The following is a 15,752-nucleotide window of genomic DNA, read 5'->3' as shown; positions in this document are numbered from 1 at the left end:
GGTCGTCTGGGCCGGAGCGGCGACCGGAGCGGTCGGCGCCGGCGCGGGAGCGGCCACGGGCGGCTGGCCGGTCGGGGCCTTGGCGGTCGGGCGGGCGTTCCACTGCGGCGCCGGCACCGCCGTCACCTCGGTGTCGTCCTCGTCGTCGTCCTTGCCGAAGCCACCGAAGCCGCCGAGCTTGCCCTTGGCGAGGCTCTCGATGTCCTTCCAGCCGACCGCCGGCAGGTCGTACCGCTGCGCCTCGCGGGCACCGCGCTCGCGCCAGGTGACGGTGCCGCACAGCTTGTCGCGGCAGCGCTCGTCGAAATCGATGCGGACCGTGCCGCCGTTCACCGGGACGCTGAACGAGCCGGCCTGGGCGGACGTGCCGAGCACGACCACGGCGGCGGCGAGACCGAAGGTCATTCCAATCGTGCTGCCGAGAGCCTTGCGGAGCGTCGTCATGGGATCCTCCCGTCGGTCGGGCCAGCGGCCCGGTGTCGAGGGTGAGGATGCCCCCTCCCCGGCCCTGCAACCGTGAGCTGGGTCACACAAGGGCCTGCGGCCCGCAGCGAGGCCCGAACCGGGCCGCCCGAAAACGCGACAGGGCGGGCCTGGTGGGGCCCGCCCTGTCGGTGCGCCGCGAGGCGGCGGCTCAGTGGCCGTTGACCGGGAGGGTCGGAGCGGTCCGCACGGCCGGACGTTCGTAATCCGCGACCGAGACCCCCGCGCGCGACACCAGGCTGGCCCAGGTCGGCATGTCGATCTCGAGGAAGGCCGCGAAGGTGTCGAGCGTGGCGCGCACCGGCTCGGCGCCGCTCGCCGTCAGGTTGTCCTTGAAGAAGTGCGAATCGACGGCGCGCGTCACCGCATTGGCGATCTCGCGCTGGACCTCGCCCGGGATGCCGCGGGGCGCCATCAGGCCGAACCACAGGCCGACATCGACGCCGGCGATGCCCTCCTCGGCGAGCGTCGGCAGCTGCGGGGCGACCGGGCTGCGGCGCGCGCCCGTGGTGGCGAGCTGGACGATGCGGCGGTCGGCGGCGATGCCCGCAATGGTCGGCAGCGGCGCGAACAGGACGTCGAGCCGTCCCGCGACGAGGTCGGCGGCGGCCTCGTGGCTGCCGTCGTAGGTGGCCTGCACCATGCTGACGCCGGCCGAAGCCTTGAACAGCTGGGCGGCGACGTGTCCGCCGGTGCCGAGGCCCGACGTGCCGTAGCGCAGGGTTCCGGGCTTCGTCTTGGCGAGCGCGACGAGCTCACGGACCGAGCCGACGCCGAGCGCGCGGTTCACCACCACGACGGTCGGCGCCCGGCCGAGCATCGCGATCGGCGCGAAGGCGTGCGGAAACGCGAAGGGCTGCTCGGGCAGGATCGCGGCGTTGGCCGACTGGGCGTTGCTCGCCACGAACAGCGTGTAGCCGTCCGGATCGGCGATCGCCGCGGCCGCGGCCGCATCGTTGCTCGAATGGCCCGGGATGTTCTCGACGATGAAGCGCTGGTTGAAGTACTCGGTCAGCTTGTCGGCGTAGATGCGGGCCAGGATGTCGGTCGTCGAGCCGGCCGGGAAGCCGACCACGATATGGACCGGGCGGGTGGGATAGATCTGGGCGTCCGCCACGCTCGCGACCGCTCCGACGAGGAGCAGTGCGGCGATCGGGGCCAGCAGTCGGCGTAACACGGTCGTCTCCCGTCGCGGCCCATTCGCGGGCTCGCTGTCGCGGCGCGCGCGGCCACCTCACGCCTGTCGTCGGGGAGAGAAGGTGCGGAAGGTCGTCAGGTTCTCCGGCGACACGCGGGAGCGGTGCACGTACCGTCCTGTGCCTTATTTAACTGCAACTGCCTGCTGAGGAATCGGGCGGATCACGTAGACCCGCATGCGTATGAGCGCGGACTGGCGCGCGTCGCACGCCGAGCTCCGCGAACGGAATGTTTACTGATCATGAACCATAAGGGGCGCCGCATGGATTCGGTGCCGCCGCGCAGCGCTCGCGCTACTCGCGAAACGCTTCTTCGCGCCCCTTGCGGATCGCCGGCAGCGCGACCGCGACCAGGAGGCCCGCAGCGGCGAGCAGGAAGCCGAGGCTGAGCGGCCTCGTGACGAAGATGCTCCAGTCGCCGCCCGACAGCACCATGGCGCGCCGGAAGTTCTCCTCCAGCATCGGGCCGAGGACGAGGCCGAGCAGCAGCGGCGCCGGCTCGCAGTCGAGCTTGCGGAACACGTAGCCGATCACGCCGAAGGCCGTCATGATCAGCACCTCGGCCGGGCTGGAGTTCAGCGTGTAAGTGCCGATGCAGCAGAACACCAGGATGCTCGGGAACAGATAGCCGTAGGGCATCTGCAGGAGCCGCACCCACAGCCCGATCAGCGGCAGGTTCAGCACCACCAGCATGGCGTTGCCGATCCACATCGAGGCGATGAGGCCCCAGAACAGCACCGGCTGCTTGGTGATGATCTCGGGACCCGGGGTGATGCCGTGCACCATCATGGCGCCGATCATCAGGGCCATGAGGGCGTTGGGCGGCACGCCGAGACTGAGCATCGGGATGAAGCAGGCCTGTGCGGCGGCGTTGTTGGCGGTCTCGGGCGCGGCGACCCCTTCGATCGCCCCCTGCCCGAAGCGCTCGGGCGTGCGCGAGACCTTCTTCTCGAGGCTGTAGGCCGAGAAGGCCGCGATGGTCGGTCCGCCGCCCGGCAGGATGCCGAAGGCGGTGCCGACTGCGGTGCCGCGGACCATCGCCGGCAGGCAGCGCAGGAAATCGGCGCGCGACGGCATCAGCTCGCGCACCCGCAGCACGGCGGGGCGCGCCTGAGTCTTCTCCTCCAGGTTGATCATGATCTCGGCAAGGCCGAACAGGCCCATCGACAGCGGCACGAAGCCGATGCCGTCGAACAGCACGTCGAGGCCGCCGGTCATGCGGTAGTCGCCGGTCGAGACGTCGGTGCCGACGAGGCCGAACAGCACGCCGAGCACGATCATGCCGATCGCCTTGAGGATCGAGCCGTGCGCCAGCACCACGGCGGAGACGAGCCCGAGCAGCATCACCGAGACGTAGTCGGCCGACTGGAACATCAGCGCGACGGCGGCGAGCGGCGGCCCGGCGACGGCGATCAGCAGCGTCACCACGGTGCCGGCGAACAGCGAGCCGAGCGCCGCGATGGCGAGCGCCGGCCCGGCGCGGCCCTGCTTCGCCATCGCATGGCCGTCCAGGATCGTCACCACCGAGGAGGTCTCCCCCGGGATCTTCACCAGGATCGCCGTGGTCGAGCCGCCGTACTGGGCGCCGTAGAACACGCCGGCCAGCATGATCAGCGCGCCGACCGGCGACAGCCAGAACGTGACCGGCAGGATCAGCGCCATCGTGGTGAGCGGCCCGATGCCGGGCAACACGCCGATCGCGGTGCCGACCGCGCAGCCGAACAGGCAGAGCCCGAGATTCTGCCACGTCGCCGCGACCGAGAAGCCGAGCGCGATGTTCTGGAAGAGATCGGGCATCACGGGGCTTTCACGACAGCGCCGGCCACAGCCGGATCGGCATGCCGAGCGCCATCACGAAGATGCCGACATTGACCACGACCAGCACCAGGGTGAGCAGCGCGAGCCGCAGCGGCGGCAGCAGCGGCCCGGCTCCGGCGCCGATCAGGATCGTCAGGACCAGGGTCGCGACCAGCCCGAGCGGACGCAGCAGCAGCGCGAAGGCGAGCGCCGCGAGCGTGATGCAGACGAGCGGCCGCCAGTGCCACGCCTCCGGCCGCCCGTCGGGCCGGATCAGCGCAAGAGCGGCGAGCACGCCGCCGCAGCCGATCAGCAGCATCGCGACGAGGCGCGGAAAGTAACCCGAGCCCATCGCGTCGGCCGTCCCGATATCGAGGCCGCGCGAGAGCCAGAGCGCACCGAGCCCAAGGCCGACGAACATCAGTCCGGCGAGGAGATTCTTGGTCGGCCCGATGCGCACCTTCGATCACCTCGCTCCTCATTCTCAGGCGCCCGGCAACGCCGGGCCTCGAAGGATGTGGCCCCGGTAGCAGCCCGGAGAACCCGGGCCGTCGCCCACCCGATCTCGGGCTTGCCCGAGATCGGATTGTAACGTCGGCAAGTCGGCAAGCCGATTTGCCATGGCCCGGCTTCGCCGGGCACCTCAGGGTGACGGTCCTAGGCGTCTCGTCTCCGCCGCCTACTTCTGCCGCGCCTTCACGAGGCCGGCCTCGAGCAGGATCGGATAGAGCTCGGCGTCGTCCTTCTTCCAGCGCGCCGCCGTGAACTTGCCGTCGCCCGGCTGGATCGCGAAGCCGGCCTTCTTGGCCTTGTCGACGAACTCGGGGTCCTTGAGCACCTTCAGGATGCTGGTCTCCAGGACCGTCAGCCGGTCCTGCGGAATGCCCTTCGGCCCGATGATGCAGCGCCACGAGCCGGCGATCAGGTCGACGCCCTGCTCCTTGAAGGTCGGGATCTCGGGCGCCATGAAGTGGCGCTCGGCCGCCGACACGCCGAGCAGCTTCAGCTTGCCGGAGCGGTGCGGCTCGATGGCGTCCGGCACCGGCACGGCGGCCGTGTCGATCTCGCCGCCCATCAGAGCCGTGACGGTCGGGGCGTAGCCGCCGTAGGCCACCTTGGTGACCTTGAAGCCGAGCTGCTTCTCGAAGATCGAGATGGCGATGTAGGACGAGCCGCCGGGCTGGTCGTTGCCGTTGCGCAGCTTGCCCGGATTGGCGCGGGCGCGCTCGATCAGCTCCTTCAACGAACCGATGCCGCTCGCGTTGCTGGCCTGCAGGGCGAACGGATCCTCGCCGAAGAAGGCGATCGGCTCCATCTCGTCGAGTGTGTTGGCCTGCGGGTTGAGATAGGGCAGCGACACGCCGCCCGAGGCCAGCATGCCGATCGTGTAGCCGTCGGGCTTCGCCGTCACCACCTCGCGATGCCCGATCGCGCCCCCTGCCCCGGGCTTGTTCATCACCACGACGGGCACGCCGATCTGCTTCGACAGCGCGTCGGCGAGCAGCCGCATGCTGATGTCGCTGCCGCCGCCCGGCGGCCAGGCGACGACCAGCGTGATCGGTCCGGACGGGAAGGCCTGCGCGCTCGCCCCGGTCCACACCGCGGGCGCGGCGACCGCCATCACTCCGGCACCGGCGAGCTTCAATAGATCCCTGCGCTTCATGGTGGTCTCCTGATCAGATGGACGTCACGGGCGGGGATCGGTCCGGAGACGAGCCCGGAGCGGCCCCCTGCACTTCAAGAAACGTGCCGCGTCGTCGCGCGGACGATCGTCGCGCGTCATTGCGTTTCGGCCGCGAAGCGGCGGATCACGTCGAGGCCGAGCGCACAGTCCTCCGGCGTGCCGAGCAGGCCGAGCACCGGCTCGTCGAGCCCGGCCGCGACGAAGTCGGCGAGCCTTTGCATGCAATGGTCGGGCGTTCCGGCGATGCCGAAGGCGTCGACGGCCTCGTCGGAGACGAGCGCCGTGGCGCCGGCGATGTCGCGGCGCGCGATCGCGGCGATCACGGCCTCGTGGTCGACCGCAATGCCGGACGCCTTGATGTTCTCGGCAAGAAACTTGTTGCGCATCACGAAGGCGAGCCGCTCACGCACGATGTCCCGCGCGGCACTCCCGTCCCGCGAGGCGGCGAAGAAGATGTAGCCGGCGCGCCCGATTTTTCCAGGATCGCGCCCTGCCCCGGTCGCGGCCTCCAGGCAATGGGCGATCGACTGGCGCACCGAGTCGGTCGACAGCCCGGCCGAGAGGACGACGCCGTCGCCGACGCGTCCGGCGAGCTTGAGCATGTCGGGGCCGATCGCCGCGACGTAGACGGGAATCGACGTCTTCGGCACCACGGCGAGGCGGGCGCCGGCGAGGCGCACGAAATCGCCCTCGGTGTGCACGGGCTCGCCGGTCCACAGGGCGCGCAGCGCGGCGACGAACTCGCGCACCGCCGCGACCGGCTTCACCATCGCCTGCCCGGCCTCCTTCAGGAACATCGGATTGCCGGTGCCGACCGCGATGGCGGCGCGGCCGGGCGCCACCTCGTCGAGCGTCGCGAGCGCCATCGCGGTCGGCACCGCGTGGCTCACATAGGGGCTCACCGCGGTCGGCACGAGGGCCGCCTCGCCCGGCACGGCGAACGCGAACGCCATGCAGGTGGCGATCGCCTCGCGATAGCCGAGATGCTCGGCGACCCACAGGCTGCCGGCGCCGGCCGCGACCGCGTCCTTCGCCAGCGCGATCGCCTCGCCGGTGGGCACGAAGCCGTCGAAATTGACACCGATCCGCACCCGCCCCGCCATCGCGTCGCCCCTCAGGTCCCGGTCTCGACGAGCGCGAGCAGCTCGGCCGCCGACTTGCCGGCGAGGCCGAGCTTCTCGAGCGTCAGGCCGTCGCGCCAGTAATCGATGCCGAGCGAGAGGCCGGCGAGCTGGATCAGCGCGTCCATGGTCGGGGTCGGCACGCCGGCGACGCGCCCGAGCGCCGCCATCGGCACGAGCCCGTAGCCGACGTCCTCGTGGACGTAACGATGGTCGAGCGTGCCGGGCGACTTGATCGTCTTGTTCGGCGCGCTCTCGATGCAGGCGCGCGAGATGTCGCCGGAGTCGCGCGCCTCCGCCGTGGTCAGCCCGGCGTCGTGGAAGAGCTGCAGGAACGACACGGCCGGCACACCCAGCGCCTTCGCCACCGCCATGCGCTCGGCGTCGACCGCCGAAGTGACGCGGCCGACCGCGTCGGTGATGCCCTCGCGATAGAACAGGAAGTTCCCGCCGGTGTGCTGGATCCAGCCGGCGTTCATGATCATGCCGGGCGAATGGAACACCGCGTTGATGTTGGCGAGCGCCGTCTCCAGCACGCTCGACGCCTCGATGATCTCGGGATAGAGCGGCTTCATCAGCGCGTAAAGCGCGCCGCGGTCGCGGCCCGGCAACGCCGCGAAGCGCAGCCGCTTGGTGTAGCTGTAGATGTTGACAATCGCCGGTCCTTCAAGGCGCGTGATGTAGGTGAGCGTCACGGTCTCGCAGGTCTTCACCGGGCCGCGATAGCCGGCGCGGCGCAGCTCGTGCACGAAATGCAGGCCGCCGCCGGTGTGCCCGGGATTGACGAACACGGGCTGCGAGCCGTCGAGCAGCGGCGCCAACGCCTGCGCATAGGTCTCGTGCGCGACCGACGGCACCACCAGCATGATCAGGTCGGCACCGCGCACCGCCTCGGCGACGTCGCTGGTGAGGAGGTCGACCGGCACCAGCCCGTCGACGATGCCGCGGGCGACAATGCCGCCCTGGGCGCGGATGGGGGCCAGCCGGTCGGGGTTGCGGGCGTGCAGGCGAACCGAGAAGCCGCGGCGTCCGAGATCGGCGGCGGCCGCGAAGCCGCCATGACCCGCACCGAGGACGGCAATCGACTTGATGCTCATGGTTCGGACAATCCGGTGAGGCGCGGCCGAAGGTCGGGCGTGACGCCGCGCGCGCGGCTGCGCGGCACGACTTCGGCTGGAGAACGGTCGAGGCTGAACGGCATGCGCGCGAAGAACCGTCGCGGTTGAAGGACGCCCAAGTCTGCATACCAGGGCGGCCGAGGCAACGGTCTTTATGCAAAGTGGATGCCGGGCACTGCGGGTCGTCCCGGGGCGGCGCGTGGGCGCCGAGCCCGGGACCCATAACCCCTGTCCGTCGTGAGCCACTGTCGCCGGGCGTATGGATCCCGGGCTCGCGGACCTGCGGTCCACGCCCCGCGATGACGAAGCTCAGATACCGTCGCCCGTGCCGCCCGCTCAGAACCGCACGAGCAGATTGCCCCGGACGCCTTGGTCGGAGATGTCGCTGCCGTATTGGCCGCGCCACGACACGCCGACAGTCGTGTTCGCCGCGACCGCGACGTCGAGGCCGATGTCGCTGACGAAGGCGTCCTTGGCGATCGGCGCACCGGCCACCGCGAACGGGTTGCCGCCGGCGAGCGCCAGCGTCGCGAGCGTATCGGTGTCGCCGAAGGCGTGCCGCCAGCCGACTGTTCCGCGCAGCTTGCCGGCCGCGGCGCCGAGGGCGATGTCGGCGGTGCCGTGCAGGCCGATCGTCGTGAAGGTCACGCCGGTGTCGTCCGATCCGGCCCGCAGCGCCGCGCCGCCGCCCGCTTCGGTGAACGACTCCGTGTGCAGGTTGACGTGGGCGAGCGCCGCGAACGGCTCGAGCACGCTCCGCCCCACCGGCACCTTCCAGCCGAACTCGGCGAAGCCCTGCGCCGTGCCGGCCCCGTAGTCGGCGGTCGGGCGATCGGAGAAGTTGGTCAGCACCACGCTGCGCGACGTCGCGATGTCGTTGTACGTGTAGGCGGCACCGGCGCGCAGGCCGAGCGCGCCCCACTGCTGTCCGCCGTAGAGGCCGACGTGATAGCCGTCGGCCGTCGCGGCGCCGGCGCTGCCCGACGCGGTGGTGCGGCTGTAGCCGGCCAGGAGGCCGAGGCGCCAGCCGTCGCGCAGGGCGCCGTCGCCACCGACCACGAAGCCGCCGGTCGAGCGGTCGAAAGCGCGCGCGTTGCCGTCGCCGCTCGCCGTGCCCCACGTGCCGAAGGCGCGGCTCCACACGGTCGACCGCTCGGCGCCGGGGCCGACCGCGTCGAAGGCGGCCCGCACGCGGTCGAGGGCGGCATCGCGCACCAGCCCGGCGGTCTCGATCAGGGCGCCCTTGGTCGAGGCGTGGACCTCGCCCGAGATCTGGTCGAAGGCGGCGCGCGCCGCCGCGTCGGTCGGCAGGAAGGCGACGGCGTTGTAGAGCGCGCTGGCGTTGGTCAGGCTGCCGAGCCCGGCCGCCGCCGCGGCCTGGTTGGCGGTCGCCGCCGCCGCCGTGAAGGCGCGGGTGAGCCGCACGTCGAGATAGACGTTGTTGGGATCGTAGGCGGCGCTCGCGGAGGCGAAGGCCGAGACGGCGCCGCCATTGGCGACCGCGGCATAGGCGCCGGTGACGCCGCCGGCCGCGGTCAGGATGGTGTAGCGGGTGCCGACCGTCGCGGCACCGAGCGTCGAGACCGCGATGGTGCCGCCCGAGATGGTCGCCGTGCCGGTCACCCGGATCAGGTCGGCGGTGCCGTTCGGGCCGATCTCGACCGCATAGACCGAGCCCGCCGCCTGGACGTAGTTGCCGGCCACCGTGATGGTGCCGATCGAGTTGCCGGGCGCCACGGTGCCGCCCGCTTGCACCTCGGTGTCGCCGATCGTGCCGGAGCCCTTCAGAAGGCCGCCGTTGCGAACCTCGACGTCGCCGGTCGAGGTGCCGTTCACGGTCAGCGTGCCGTCGACCTGCACGGTCGATGCGAACAGGTTGGCGCCGGCCGCGACCGTGACGGTGCCCTCGTTGACGAAGGTCGCACCGGTGAGCGTCAGGCTCGATCCCGCCCCGAGCGCGATCGTGCCGGAGCGCGCGTTGGTGAAGGTGGTGGTGCCGGCCGGTCCCGTGAAGGTGGCGGAGCCGCCGGCCGCCACGGTGAGCAGGCCCGCATTGGTGAAGCGCGTGGTGCCGGCGAGTGTCCAGCTCGCCGTCGCGACGCCGGCCGGCAGCAGGTTCCAGGTGCCCTGGTTGACGATCAGGCTGGTGCCGCCCGCCGTCGTGAAACCGCCGTTGACCGTGCCAGTGTTGGTGAAGCTCGCGGTGCCGGCCGTCGCGGACAGCGCGGTCGCGACCGGGTTGGTCGTCGCGGTCGCCGTGATGGTGCCGGAGTTGGTGACGGTCACGTTGCCGCTGCTGCTCTGCGCCGAGATGCCGCCGCGCGCCGAGATGATGCCGGCATTGGTGACGGTGACGTCGCCGGACGGGGTCAGCGCCTTGATGCCCCAGTCGCTCGGCGCCGTGATGACGCCGGTCGCCGTGTTGGTGACGACGATGGCGCCGCTGACGTCCGCCTGCGCCCAGATGCCGGTATGGCCGACGCCGGAATCGGCGATCGCCGTGTTGTCGTAGGCGGCCAGGGTGCCGCTGTTGGTCACCGTGACGGGGCCGTTGTCGGTCATCGCATGCACGGCATTGTCGTCGTAGGACGTGACGGTGCCGGTGTTGACGATGGCGGTAGAGCCGGTCTGCGCCCAGGCGACGAGGCCCTGGCGGGTCGTCGAGGTGACGGTCCCGGTGTTCGTCAGCTGGGCGTGGCCGTGATAGTCGATGACCCGGATGCCGGCCTTGTAGCCGGAGACCGTCCCGCTGTTGGTGACCGACACGGTGACGGGCGCCACCATGGTGTTGTTGAAGCCGCCGTCGGCGTAGATGCCCCAGTCGTCGTTGGAGGTGACGCGGCCCGAATTGGTGATCGTGACGGCGCCGAGATTGGTCGTCGCCGTGATGCCCGGGGCCCCCGCGCCCGACGACATGATGGTCGCGGCGTTGTCGATCGAGATGTTTCCGGACGTGTCGTTGCGCATCCACACGGCGCCGAAGCCGCCGACCGACGTGATGGTGACGCCGGAACCGAGCGTCACGGCGATGTCGTGGTTCGCCGCGTTGGTCTGCTAGTAGACGGCGCTGTAGCTCGGATTGCTGATCGTCGTCGTTCCGCCGATGATCAGCGTGTGGCTGGTCGGCGTGGTCATGCCCGACGGCGCCATGTCGACCCCGACCGTCGTCATGTCGGTGATGAGCAGCGATGTCGCGCCCGTTCCGGTGCGCAGGCTGACGAAGCTCGCGTCGCACTGGCTCGACACCGGCGCCACGTCGCTGGTGATCGTGCAGCCGGCCTGCGCCGGCGTCGCCGCCGCACCGGCCAGCGCGACCTGCAGGGCCGCGAGCGCGACGCCGCTCGCAAGGGCGTCACGCGTCCGGACGCGGAGCCGGCGGGCAGAGGCGGACCACGGGGCGACGGCGGGCGGAGTCCGGACGTGGCGCACGGATGGAGTCCTTCGGCAGGTCGGGGGGCGACGGCATCGCGGGCGAACGATCGAGGCGAGCCGGGATAGTCGACGGCGGCCAGAGGACCGGCAATCCGGGGGCGGGTTAATTCTTTGGTAAGGAAGGATAGACTTTCGGGGGTGTGTCGGCGCCGCCACACGGAACGGGCGACAGCGCCACCGAGGCGCTGCCGCATGACCCGAAATCCATCTTTGGTTGTGTCGCAAAACGACCGCGACGGCCGGAGCTGCCTCCGACCGCCGCGTGGAACGCAAATCTGTCGCGGCCGATTCGCGGCCGGAGTGCTTGGGCTAGCCCCGACGCTCGGCCGTCCAGGTGCCGGCGCAGGCGCCGCCCGACCACTTGCCGGTGCCGGCCTCGCCCGAGAGGCGGCCCTGGCCGGTCGCGCTCTTGCCGGCGTAGCTCAGCCGGACCACCAGCTTGCCGTCGCGGGCGACCTTGCCTGAGATGTCGAACGACGTGCTGCCCGCGTTGATCAGGCTGCCGTCGTCGTTGATGCGGATCGGATACCGGTAGGCGCGGTCGCAGTCGCCCTGCTCCGTCACCACCACCACGCTCCACACCCCGTCGAAGCCGGTCCTCGCGTTGGCCGGAACCGGGGTCGCCAGAACGGCGCCGATGGACCCAGCCGCGAGCGCCGCCACGGCGCAACGAACGAAAGCAGTCGTCATGTGTCGATGTCTCCCCTCGAAACGATCCGGTGCGCGAGATCGGGTGCGCGACCATGCGCGAAATCAGTGAAAAGCTCGTTGCATTCCACCGATCGTTCCCCCGTTCCGTCGGACGAGCTAACGACAAGGTTCAGCAATGGTTCCCGCGATCGCGGGTCGAAATTAACCATTCCGGCCCGGATGGCCGGATCGGCCGGTCACAACCCTGTGAGGCCGGCGATTGCGAGGCTCGCGTCCCACAGGCGGCGCGCCGCCGCGTCGTCCAGGGCGGCGGCCGAGGGATCGGTGATCCGGCCGCGCACGACGTAGGCACCACTCGTCGTCGAAAACTCAGGTGCAGTGGTGACATGGATCGAGTTCTTCGCACCCTGCTCGAGCGACAAGGCGAACAGCTTGGCGAACCGGATGCCGATGCCCCAGAGGCCGCTGTTGTTGTCGCCGATGCGTGTCGCGACGAATCCGGGGTGCAGGCAGTTCGCCGTGACGCTGGTCATGCCTTTGTCGGCGAGCCGCCGCGCCAGCTCGCGGGTGAACAGGATGTTGGCGAGCTTGGAGCGCCGGTAGGCCGGCCAGCCGGAAAAGCCGCGCTCCCCTTGCAGATCGCCGAAGTCGAGCGTCACGCCCTTGTGGGCCTCGGAGGCGACGTTGACGATCCGGGCCGGGCCGGAGCGGCGAAGCGTGTCGATCAGGCCGAGGGTCAGCACCACATAGGCCATGTGGTTGAGGGCGAAGGTGCGCTCGAGCCCCTCGGCCGTCACCTCGCGGCGGGCGAACATGCCACCGGCATTGTTCAGGAGGACGTCGATGCGCGGCAGCCCCGACAACCGGGCGGCGAGTGCCTTCACCTCGGCGATGGACGCCAGGTCGGCATAGTCGGCCTCGGCGATCGCACCCGGCGCCTCGCGGCGCAGGCGCGCCAGCGCGGCGTCGCCGCGCGTCCGCTCACGGCCGACCAGGACGAGCCCGGCGCCCCGCCGCGCCAGCGCGATCGCGGTCTCGAGCCCGATCCCGCCGGTCGCGCCGGTGATCACGATCGTCTTGCCGAGAAGATCCCGGTTGTCCGCCGACGCCACGCCCTGCTCCGCCAATTCGTGCCGTGCCATGCCCCGCTCCCGTGTCGTTCACGAGACCGGGGACATGACGGGTTCCGGCACGGCCGGCAAGCCCGGCGGCGGATGGTCCTACCGGCGGCTTCTCCGGCTCTTGCGGGGCGAGCCCATGAGGCCCTGCATGGAGCGCCAGTCCATGGCGCTGACCATGCCCATCATGGCGCCCATGTCCATGCCGCCCATTCCCCCCATGCCGCCGAACCCGGCCGAGGAGAAGCCGCCCCCTCCGAAGCCGCCGCCACCCTCGCCATCCATCATGTTGGCCATCATCGGGCCGAAGGTCTGCATGAGCTGGGCGTAGCGCTTCTTGCCCATGCGCTGCTTCATCATCTCCAACATGGGCGCCATCTGGCTCGCCATCTGCTCGCCGCCGAAGCCGCCGCCGCCCATGCCGCCGAAGCCCATCATCTGGGCGTTGGCCGGCGCCGGCGCGGCGACCACCAGGAGCGCGGCCGCGGCCGCCCCCGAAAGCCCGGCCGCGCGCAGCGCGCCCAGCCGGTTCGCGAGGCGACGACCCGAAGCACCACCCGTCGAATGGTCACGCATGCGAAGTCCTCCTCGGACGGCGAGAGCCGTCGCCTGCAGGCGTTGCGCCCCCCGAACGGATCCCCGTTCGGTCCTCGGTGCGCCCGGCCGGGCGGAGGGTTCACGCCGGCGGCCGGGAAATCGTCGCGGCGCGTCCAAGCCTGCGGACGGCCGTTCACGGCGCGGCGAATGCTGCCTTATTCGTGCAATCTGCGGACCGCACAATTCGGTGAGGGCTGGCGACTCGCCGGCCCCGTCGCGGGAGGGAACCCATGCCGGCCAACGCCACCGGATCGCTCGACACGTTCTCGTGGGACAGGATCTCGTGGGAGACGTTCACGCCGTTCGGCACCCTGCATCTCGTCTCGGTGCTGGGCTGCTTCGCGGCGATCGCGATCCTGGTGCTGGTCGCGCGACGGCTCACGGAACCGGCCGAGATGCGCCTGCGCGCCGGGCTCGCCGCGTTCGCCTTCGTGGTCTGGGGCATCTACAACATCGCCTGGAACTGGAGCGGCATCGACATCGTCTCGGGCCTGCCGCTGCACATCTGCGACGTCGGCGGCGTGATCGCCCCGCTCGCGCTGATCTCGCAGAAGCGATTCCTGCGGGCGACGCTCTATTTCTGGGCCTTCGCGCTGACCACCCAGGCGTTCATCCAGCCGACCCTCGTCCAGGGCCCTGCCTCGCCGCTGTTCTGGTGCTTCTGGATCGCCCACACCATCATCTTCGGCTACGCCATCTACGACATCGTGGTGCTCGGCTTCCGGCCCGACTGGAGCGACTTCCGCCGCGCCGCCGTGTTCACGATCGGCTATGTCGGCGCCGTGTTCGTGCTCAACATCGCACTCGGCTCCAACTACGCCTATGTGGGCGACCCGGCTGACACCAAGCTGATCCCACCTTTCGTCGCCATGCTCGGGCCGTGGCCGGGCCGCGTGCTGGTGATGACGGCGCTGGCCGGCCTCGGCTTCCTGCTGGTGTTCCTGCCCTGGCGTTTTTTCGGGCGCGCCGCCGACACCGCAGTGGAGCCGGAGGCGGCGTGACGGGCGGGTGACCGGGCCGCGGCGGCCCCCGGCTTCCCAAGCGCCGCCCGTTGCTCTAGGAAGCGGCCCTTCCGCAACCCGAAGGCCCCCGCTCCGATGCCGACCAACGCCCTGCCCTCGCCCGATAGCCCATCCGGAGAGCCGGGCATCGTGCGAAAAGTCAGCTACGTGTCGCTGGGCTGCCCGAAGGCGCTGGTCGATTCCGAGCGCATCATCACGCGGCTGCGGGCCGAGGGCTACGAGCTGACCCGCACGCATGCCGGCGCCGACCTGGTGCTGGTCAACACCTGCGGGTTCCTCGACAGCGCCAAGGCGGAGTCGCTCGCCGCCATCGGCGAGGCGATGGCCGAGAACGGCAAGGTGGTGGTGACCGGCTGCATGGGCGCCGAGCCCGACGCGATCACCGAGAGGTTTCCGAACGTGCTCGCGGTGACGGGTCCGCAGCAGTACGAGAGTGTGATGGAGGCCGTGCACCGCGCCGCCCCGCCCGCGCACGCGCCGTTCGTCGACCTCGTGCCGCCGCAGGGCATCAAGCTGACGCCGCGCCACTATGCGTATCTGAAGATTTCCGAAGGCTGCAACAACCGCTGCAGCTTCTGCATCATCCCGAAGCTGCGCGGCGACCTCGTCTCGCGCCCGGCCGCCGACGTGCTCCGCGAGGCCGAGAAGCTGGTCGCCGCAGGCGTGAAGGAGCTGCTGGTGATCTCGCAGGACACCTCGGCCTACGGGGTGGACCTGAAATACGCCGCGAGTGTCTGGCGCGACCGCGAGGTGCGGGCGAAGTTCCTGGATCTGTCGAGCGCACTCGGCGAGTTCGGCGTGTGGGTGCGGCTCCACTACGTCTACCCCTACCCGCATGTCGACGAGGTGATCCCGCTGATGGCGGAGGGGCGCGTGCTGCCCTATCTCGACATCCCGTTCCAGCACGGCGCCACCTCGGTGCTGCAGCGCATGCGTCGCCCGGGCGCGCAGGAGAAGACGCTTCAGCGCATCGCGCGCTGGCGCGAGCTGTGCCCCGACATCGCGCTGCGCTCGACCTTCATCGTCGGCTTCCCGGGCGAGACCGAGCAGGAGTTCGAGGAATTGCTCGCCTGGCTCGACGAGGCGTCGCTCGATCGCGTCGGCTGCTTCAAGTACGAGCCCGTGAAGGGCGCGCCGGCCAACGATCTCGGCGCCGCCGTGCCGGACGACGTGAAGGAGGAGCGCTGGCATCGCTTCATGCAGCGCCAGCAGGCGATCTCGGCGCGCCGCCTGAAGCGCAAGATCGGCACCCGCCAGCAGGTGATCATCGACGCGATCGAGGGCGGGATCGCGCGCGGCCGCAGCAAGGCCGACGCGCCGGAGATCGACGGCAGCGTCCACGTCGTCTCGCGCCGGCCGCTGCGCGTCGGCGAGATCGCCACGGTCAAGATCGAGCGCGCCGACGCCTATGATCTGCACGGCACGGCCGTGGGGTTCTGAGGGCAGAGGACGAGAGTAGAACGCCCCGACGTCTCACCGTCACCCTGAGGTGCCCGGCGAAGCCGGGCCTCGAAGGGCGACGGCCGGAGCGGC

At 70.8% G+C, this 15,752-nt stretch carries 13 protein-coding genes and 1 pseudogene; 2 read left to right on the top strand and 12 right to left on the bottom strand.

Translation table 11 applies throughout. The annotated features are described in order from the left end of the window. The 12 genes and pseudogenes from CCR97_RS17430 to CCR97_RS17375 form a co-directional block, all read right to left on the bottom strand. Window positions 1-444 (bottom strand): annotated as a pseudogene (locus CCR97_RS17430) (hypothetical protein); the annotation flags it as partial. A gap of 190 nt (window positions 445-634) precedes the next feature. Further along, window positions 635-1,660, bottom strand: coding sequence for a Bug family tripartite tricarboxylate transporter substrate binding protein (locus CCR97_RS17425; RefSeq protein ID WP_111356612.1), 1,026 nt, complete (start codon window positions 1,658-1,660; stop codon window positions 635-637). A 313-nt stretch (window positions 1,661-1,973) separates the two neighbouring features. Next, window positions 1,974-3,476 carry a tripartite tricarboxylate transporter permease gene (locus tag CCR97_RS17420; RefSeq protein ID WP_111356613.1) on the bottom strand — a complete coding sequence of 501 codons (1,503 nt, stop codon included), beginning with the start codon at window positions 3,474-3,476 and terminating at the stop codon, window positions 1,974-1,976. Window positions 3,477-3,486: 10 nt separating this feature from the next. Next, a complete protein-coding gene (locus tag CCR97_RS17415; RefSeq protein WP_111356611.1) occupies window positions 3,487-3,936 on the bottom strand; it encodes a tripartite tricarboxylate transporter TctB family protein in 450 nt (149 codons plus the stop codon). Between the two features lie 219 nt (window positions 3,937-4,155). Beyond that, window positions 4,156-5,139, bottom strand: a complete 984-nt coding sequence (locus CCR97_RS17410; RefSeq protein WP_111356610.1) for a Bug family tripartite tricarboxylate transporter substrate binding protein — start codon at window positions 5,137-5,139, stop codon at window positions 4,156-4,158. A 116-nt stretch (window positions 5,140-5,255) separates the two neighbouring features. After that, window positions 5,256-6,263 (bottom strand): LLM class flavin-dependent oxidoreductase, encoded by a 1,008-nt coding sequence (locus tag CCR97_RS17405; RefSeq protein WP_111356609.1) that lies wholly within the window; start codon window positions 6,261-6,263, stop codon window positions 5,256-5,258. Window positions 6,264-6,274: 11 nt separating this feature from the next. Beyond that, on the bottom strand, window positions 6,275-7,378 hold the full coding sequence (locus tag CCR97_RS17400; RefSeq protein WP_111356608.1) for an NAD/NADP-dependent octopine/nopaline dehydrogenase family protein: 1,104 nt from the start codon (window positions 7,376-7,378) through the stop codon (window positions 6,275-6,277). A 357-nt stretch (window positions 7,379-7,735) separates the two neighbouring features. After that, window positions 7,736-10,423 carry an autotransporter outer membrane beta-barrel domain-containing protein gene (locus CCR97_RS17395; protein ID WP_111356607.1) on the bottom strand — a complete coding sequence of 896 codons (2,688 nt, stop codon included), beginning with the start codon at window positions 10,421-10,423 and terminating at the stop codon, window positions 7,736-7,738. Window positions 10,424-10,453: 30 nt separating this feature from the next. Then, window positions 10,454-10,828 (bottom strand): hypothetical protein, encoded by a 375-nt coding sequence (locus CCR97_RS17390; RefSeq protein ID WP_111356606.1) that lies wholly within the window; start codon window positions 10,826-10,828, stop codon window positions 10,454-10,456. A gap of 312 nt (window positions 10,829-11,140) precedes the next feature. Next, window positions 11,141-11,521, bottom strand: a complete 381-nt coding sequence (locus tag CCR97_RS17385; protein ID WP_201159704.1) for a hypothetical protein — start codon at window positions 11,519-11,521, stop codon at window positions 11,141-11,143. A 197-nt stretch (window positions 11,522-11,718) separates the two neighbouring features. Next, entirely contained in the window at window positions 11,719-12,624 is a 906-nt protein-coding gene (locus CCR97_RS17380) for an SDR family oxidoreductase (RefSeq protein WP_111356604.1), read from the bottom strand. A gap of 78 nt (window positions 12,625-12,702) precedes the next feature. Next, a complete protein-coding gene (locus CCR97_RS17375; RefSeq protein ID WP_201159703.1) occupies window positions 12,703-13,176 on the bottom strand; it encodes a hypothetical protein in 474 nt (157 codons plus the stop codon). 251 nt (window positions 13,177-13,427) lie between these two features. Between CCR97_RS17375 and CCR97_RS17370 the strand changes: the two genes are divergently transcribed. Both CCR97_RS17370 and rimO read left to right on the top strand, forming a co-directional pair. Then, window positions 13,428-14,198, top strand: a complete 771-nt coding sequence (locus CCR97_RS17370) for a YwaF family protein (protein WP_111358294.1) — start codon at window positions 13,428-13,430, stop codon at window positions 14,196-14,198. 96 nt (window positions 14,199-14,294) lie between these two features. Further along, complete coding sequence (gene rimO, locus CCR97_RS17365) at window positions 14,295-15,659, top strand: 30S ribosomal protein S12 methylthiotransferase RimO (protein ID WP_111358293.1); 1,365 nt, start codon at window positions 14,295-14,297, stop codon at window positions 15,657-15,659. Window positions 15,660-15,752: the final 93 nt, after the last annotated feature.

The organism is Rhodoplanes elegans, assembly GCF_016653355.1.
In the GTDB taxonomy this organism is placed as follows: domain Bacteria; phylum Pseudomonadota; class Alphaproteobacteria; order Rhizobiales; family Xanthobacteraceae; genus Rhodoplanes; species Rhodoplanes elegans.
The sequence above is the reverse complement of the archived record's forward strand: the minus strand, read 5'-3'. Positions and strand labels throughout refer to the sequence as shown.

Excerpts from the sequence above, each read along its gene's own strand:
- CCR97_RS17420 (WP_111356613.1), bottom strand. The coding sequence starts at position 3,476 with ATGCCCGATCTCTTCCAGAACATCGCGCTCGGCTTCTCGGTCGCGGCG.
- CCR97_RS17410 (WP_111356610.1), bottom strand. The coding sequence starts at position 5,139 with ATGAAGCGCAGGGATCTATTGAAGCTCGCCGGTGCCGGAGTGATGGCG.
- CCR97_RS17405 (WP_111356609.1), bottom strand. The coding sequence starts at position 6,263 with ATGGCGGGGCGGGTGCGGATCGGTGTCAATTTCGACGGCTTCGTGCCC.
- CCR97_RS17400 (WP_111356608.1), bottom strand. The coding sequence starts at position 7,378 with ATGAGCATCAAGTCGATTGCCGTCCTCGGTGCGGGTCATGGCGGCTTC.
- CCR97_RS17385 (WP_201159704.1), bottom strand. The coding sequence starts at position 11,521 with ATGACGACTGCTTTCGTTCGTTGCGCCGTGGCGGCGCTCGCGGCTGGG.
- CCR97_RS17380 (WP_111356604.1), bottom strand. The coding sequence starts at position 12,624 with ATGGCACGGCACGAATTGGCGGAGCAGGGCGTGGCGTCGGCGGACAAC.
- CCR97_RS17375 (WP_201159703.1), bottom strand. The coding sequence starts at position 13,176 with ATGCGTGACCATTCGACGGGTGGTGCTTCGGGTCGTCGCCTCGCGAAC.
- CCR97_RS17370 (WP_111358294.1), top strand. The coding sequence starts at position 13,428 with ATGCCGGCCAACGCCACCGGATCGCTCGACACGTTCTCGTGGGACAGG.
- rimO (WP_111358293.1), top strand. The coding sequence starts at position 14,295 with ATGCCGACCAACGCCCTGCCCTCGCCCGATAGCCCATCCGGAGAGCCG.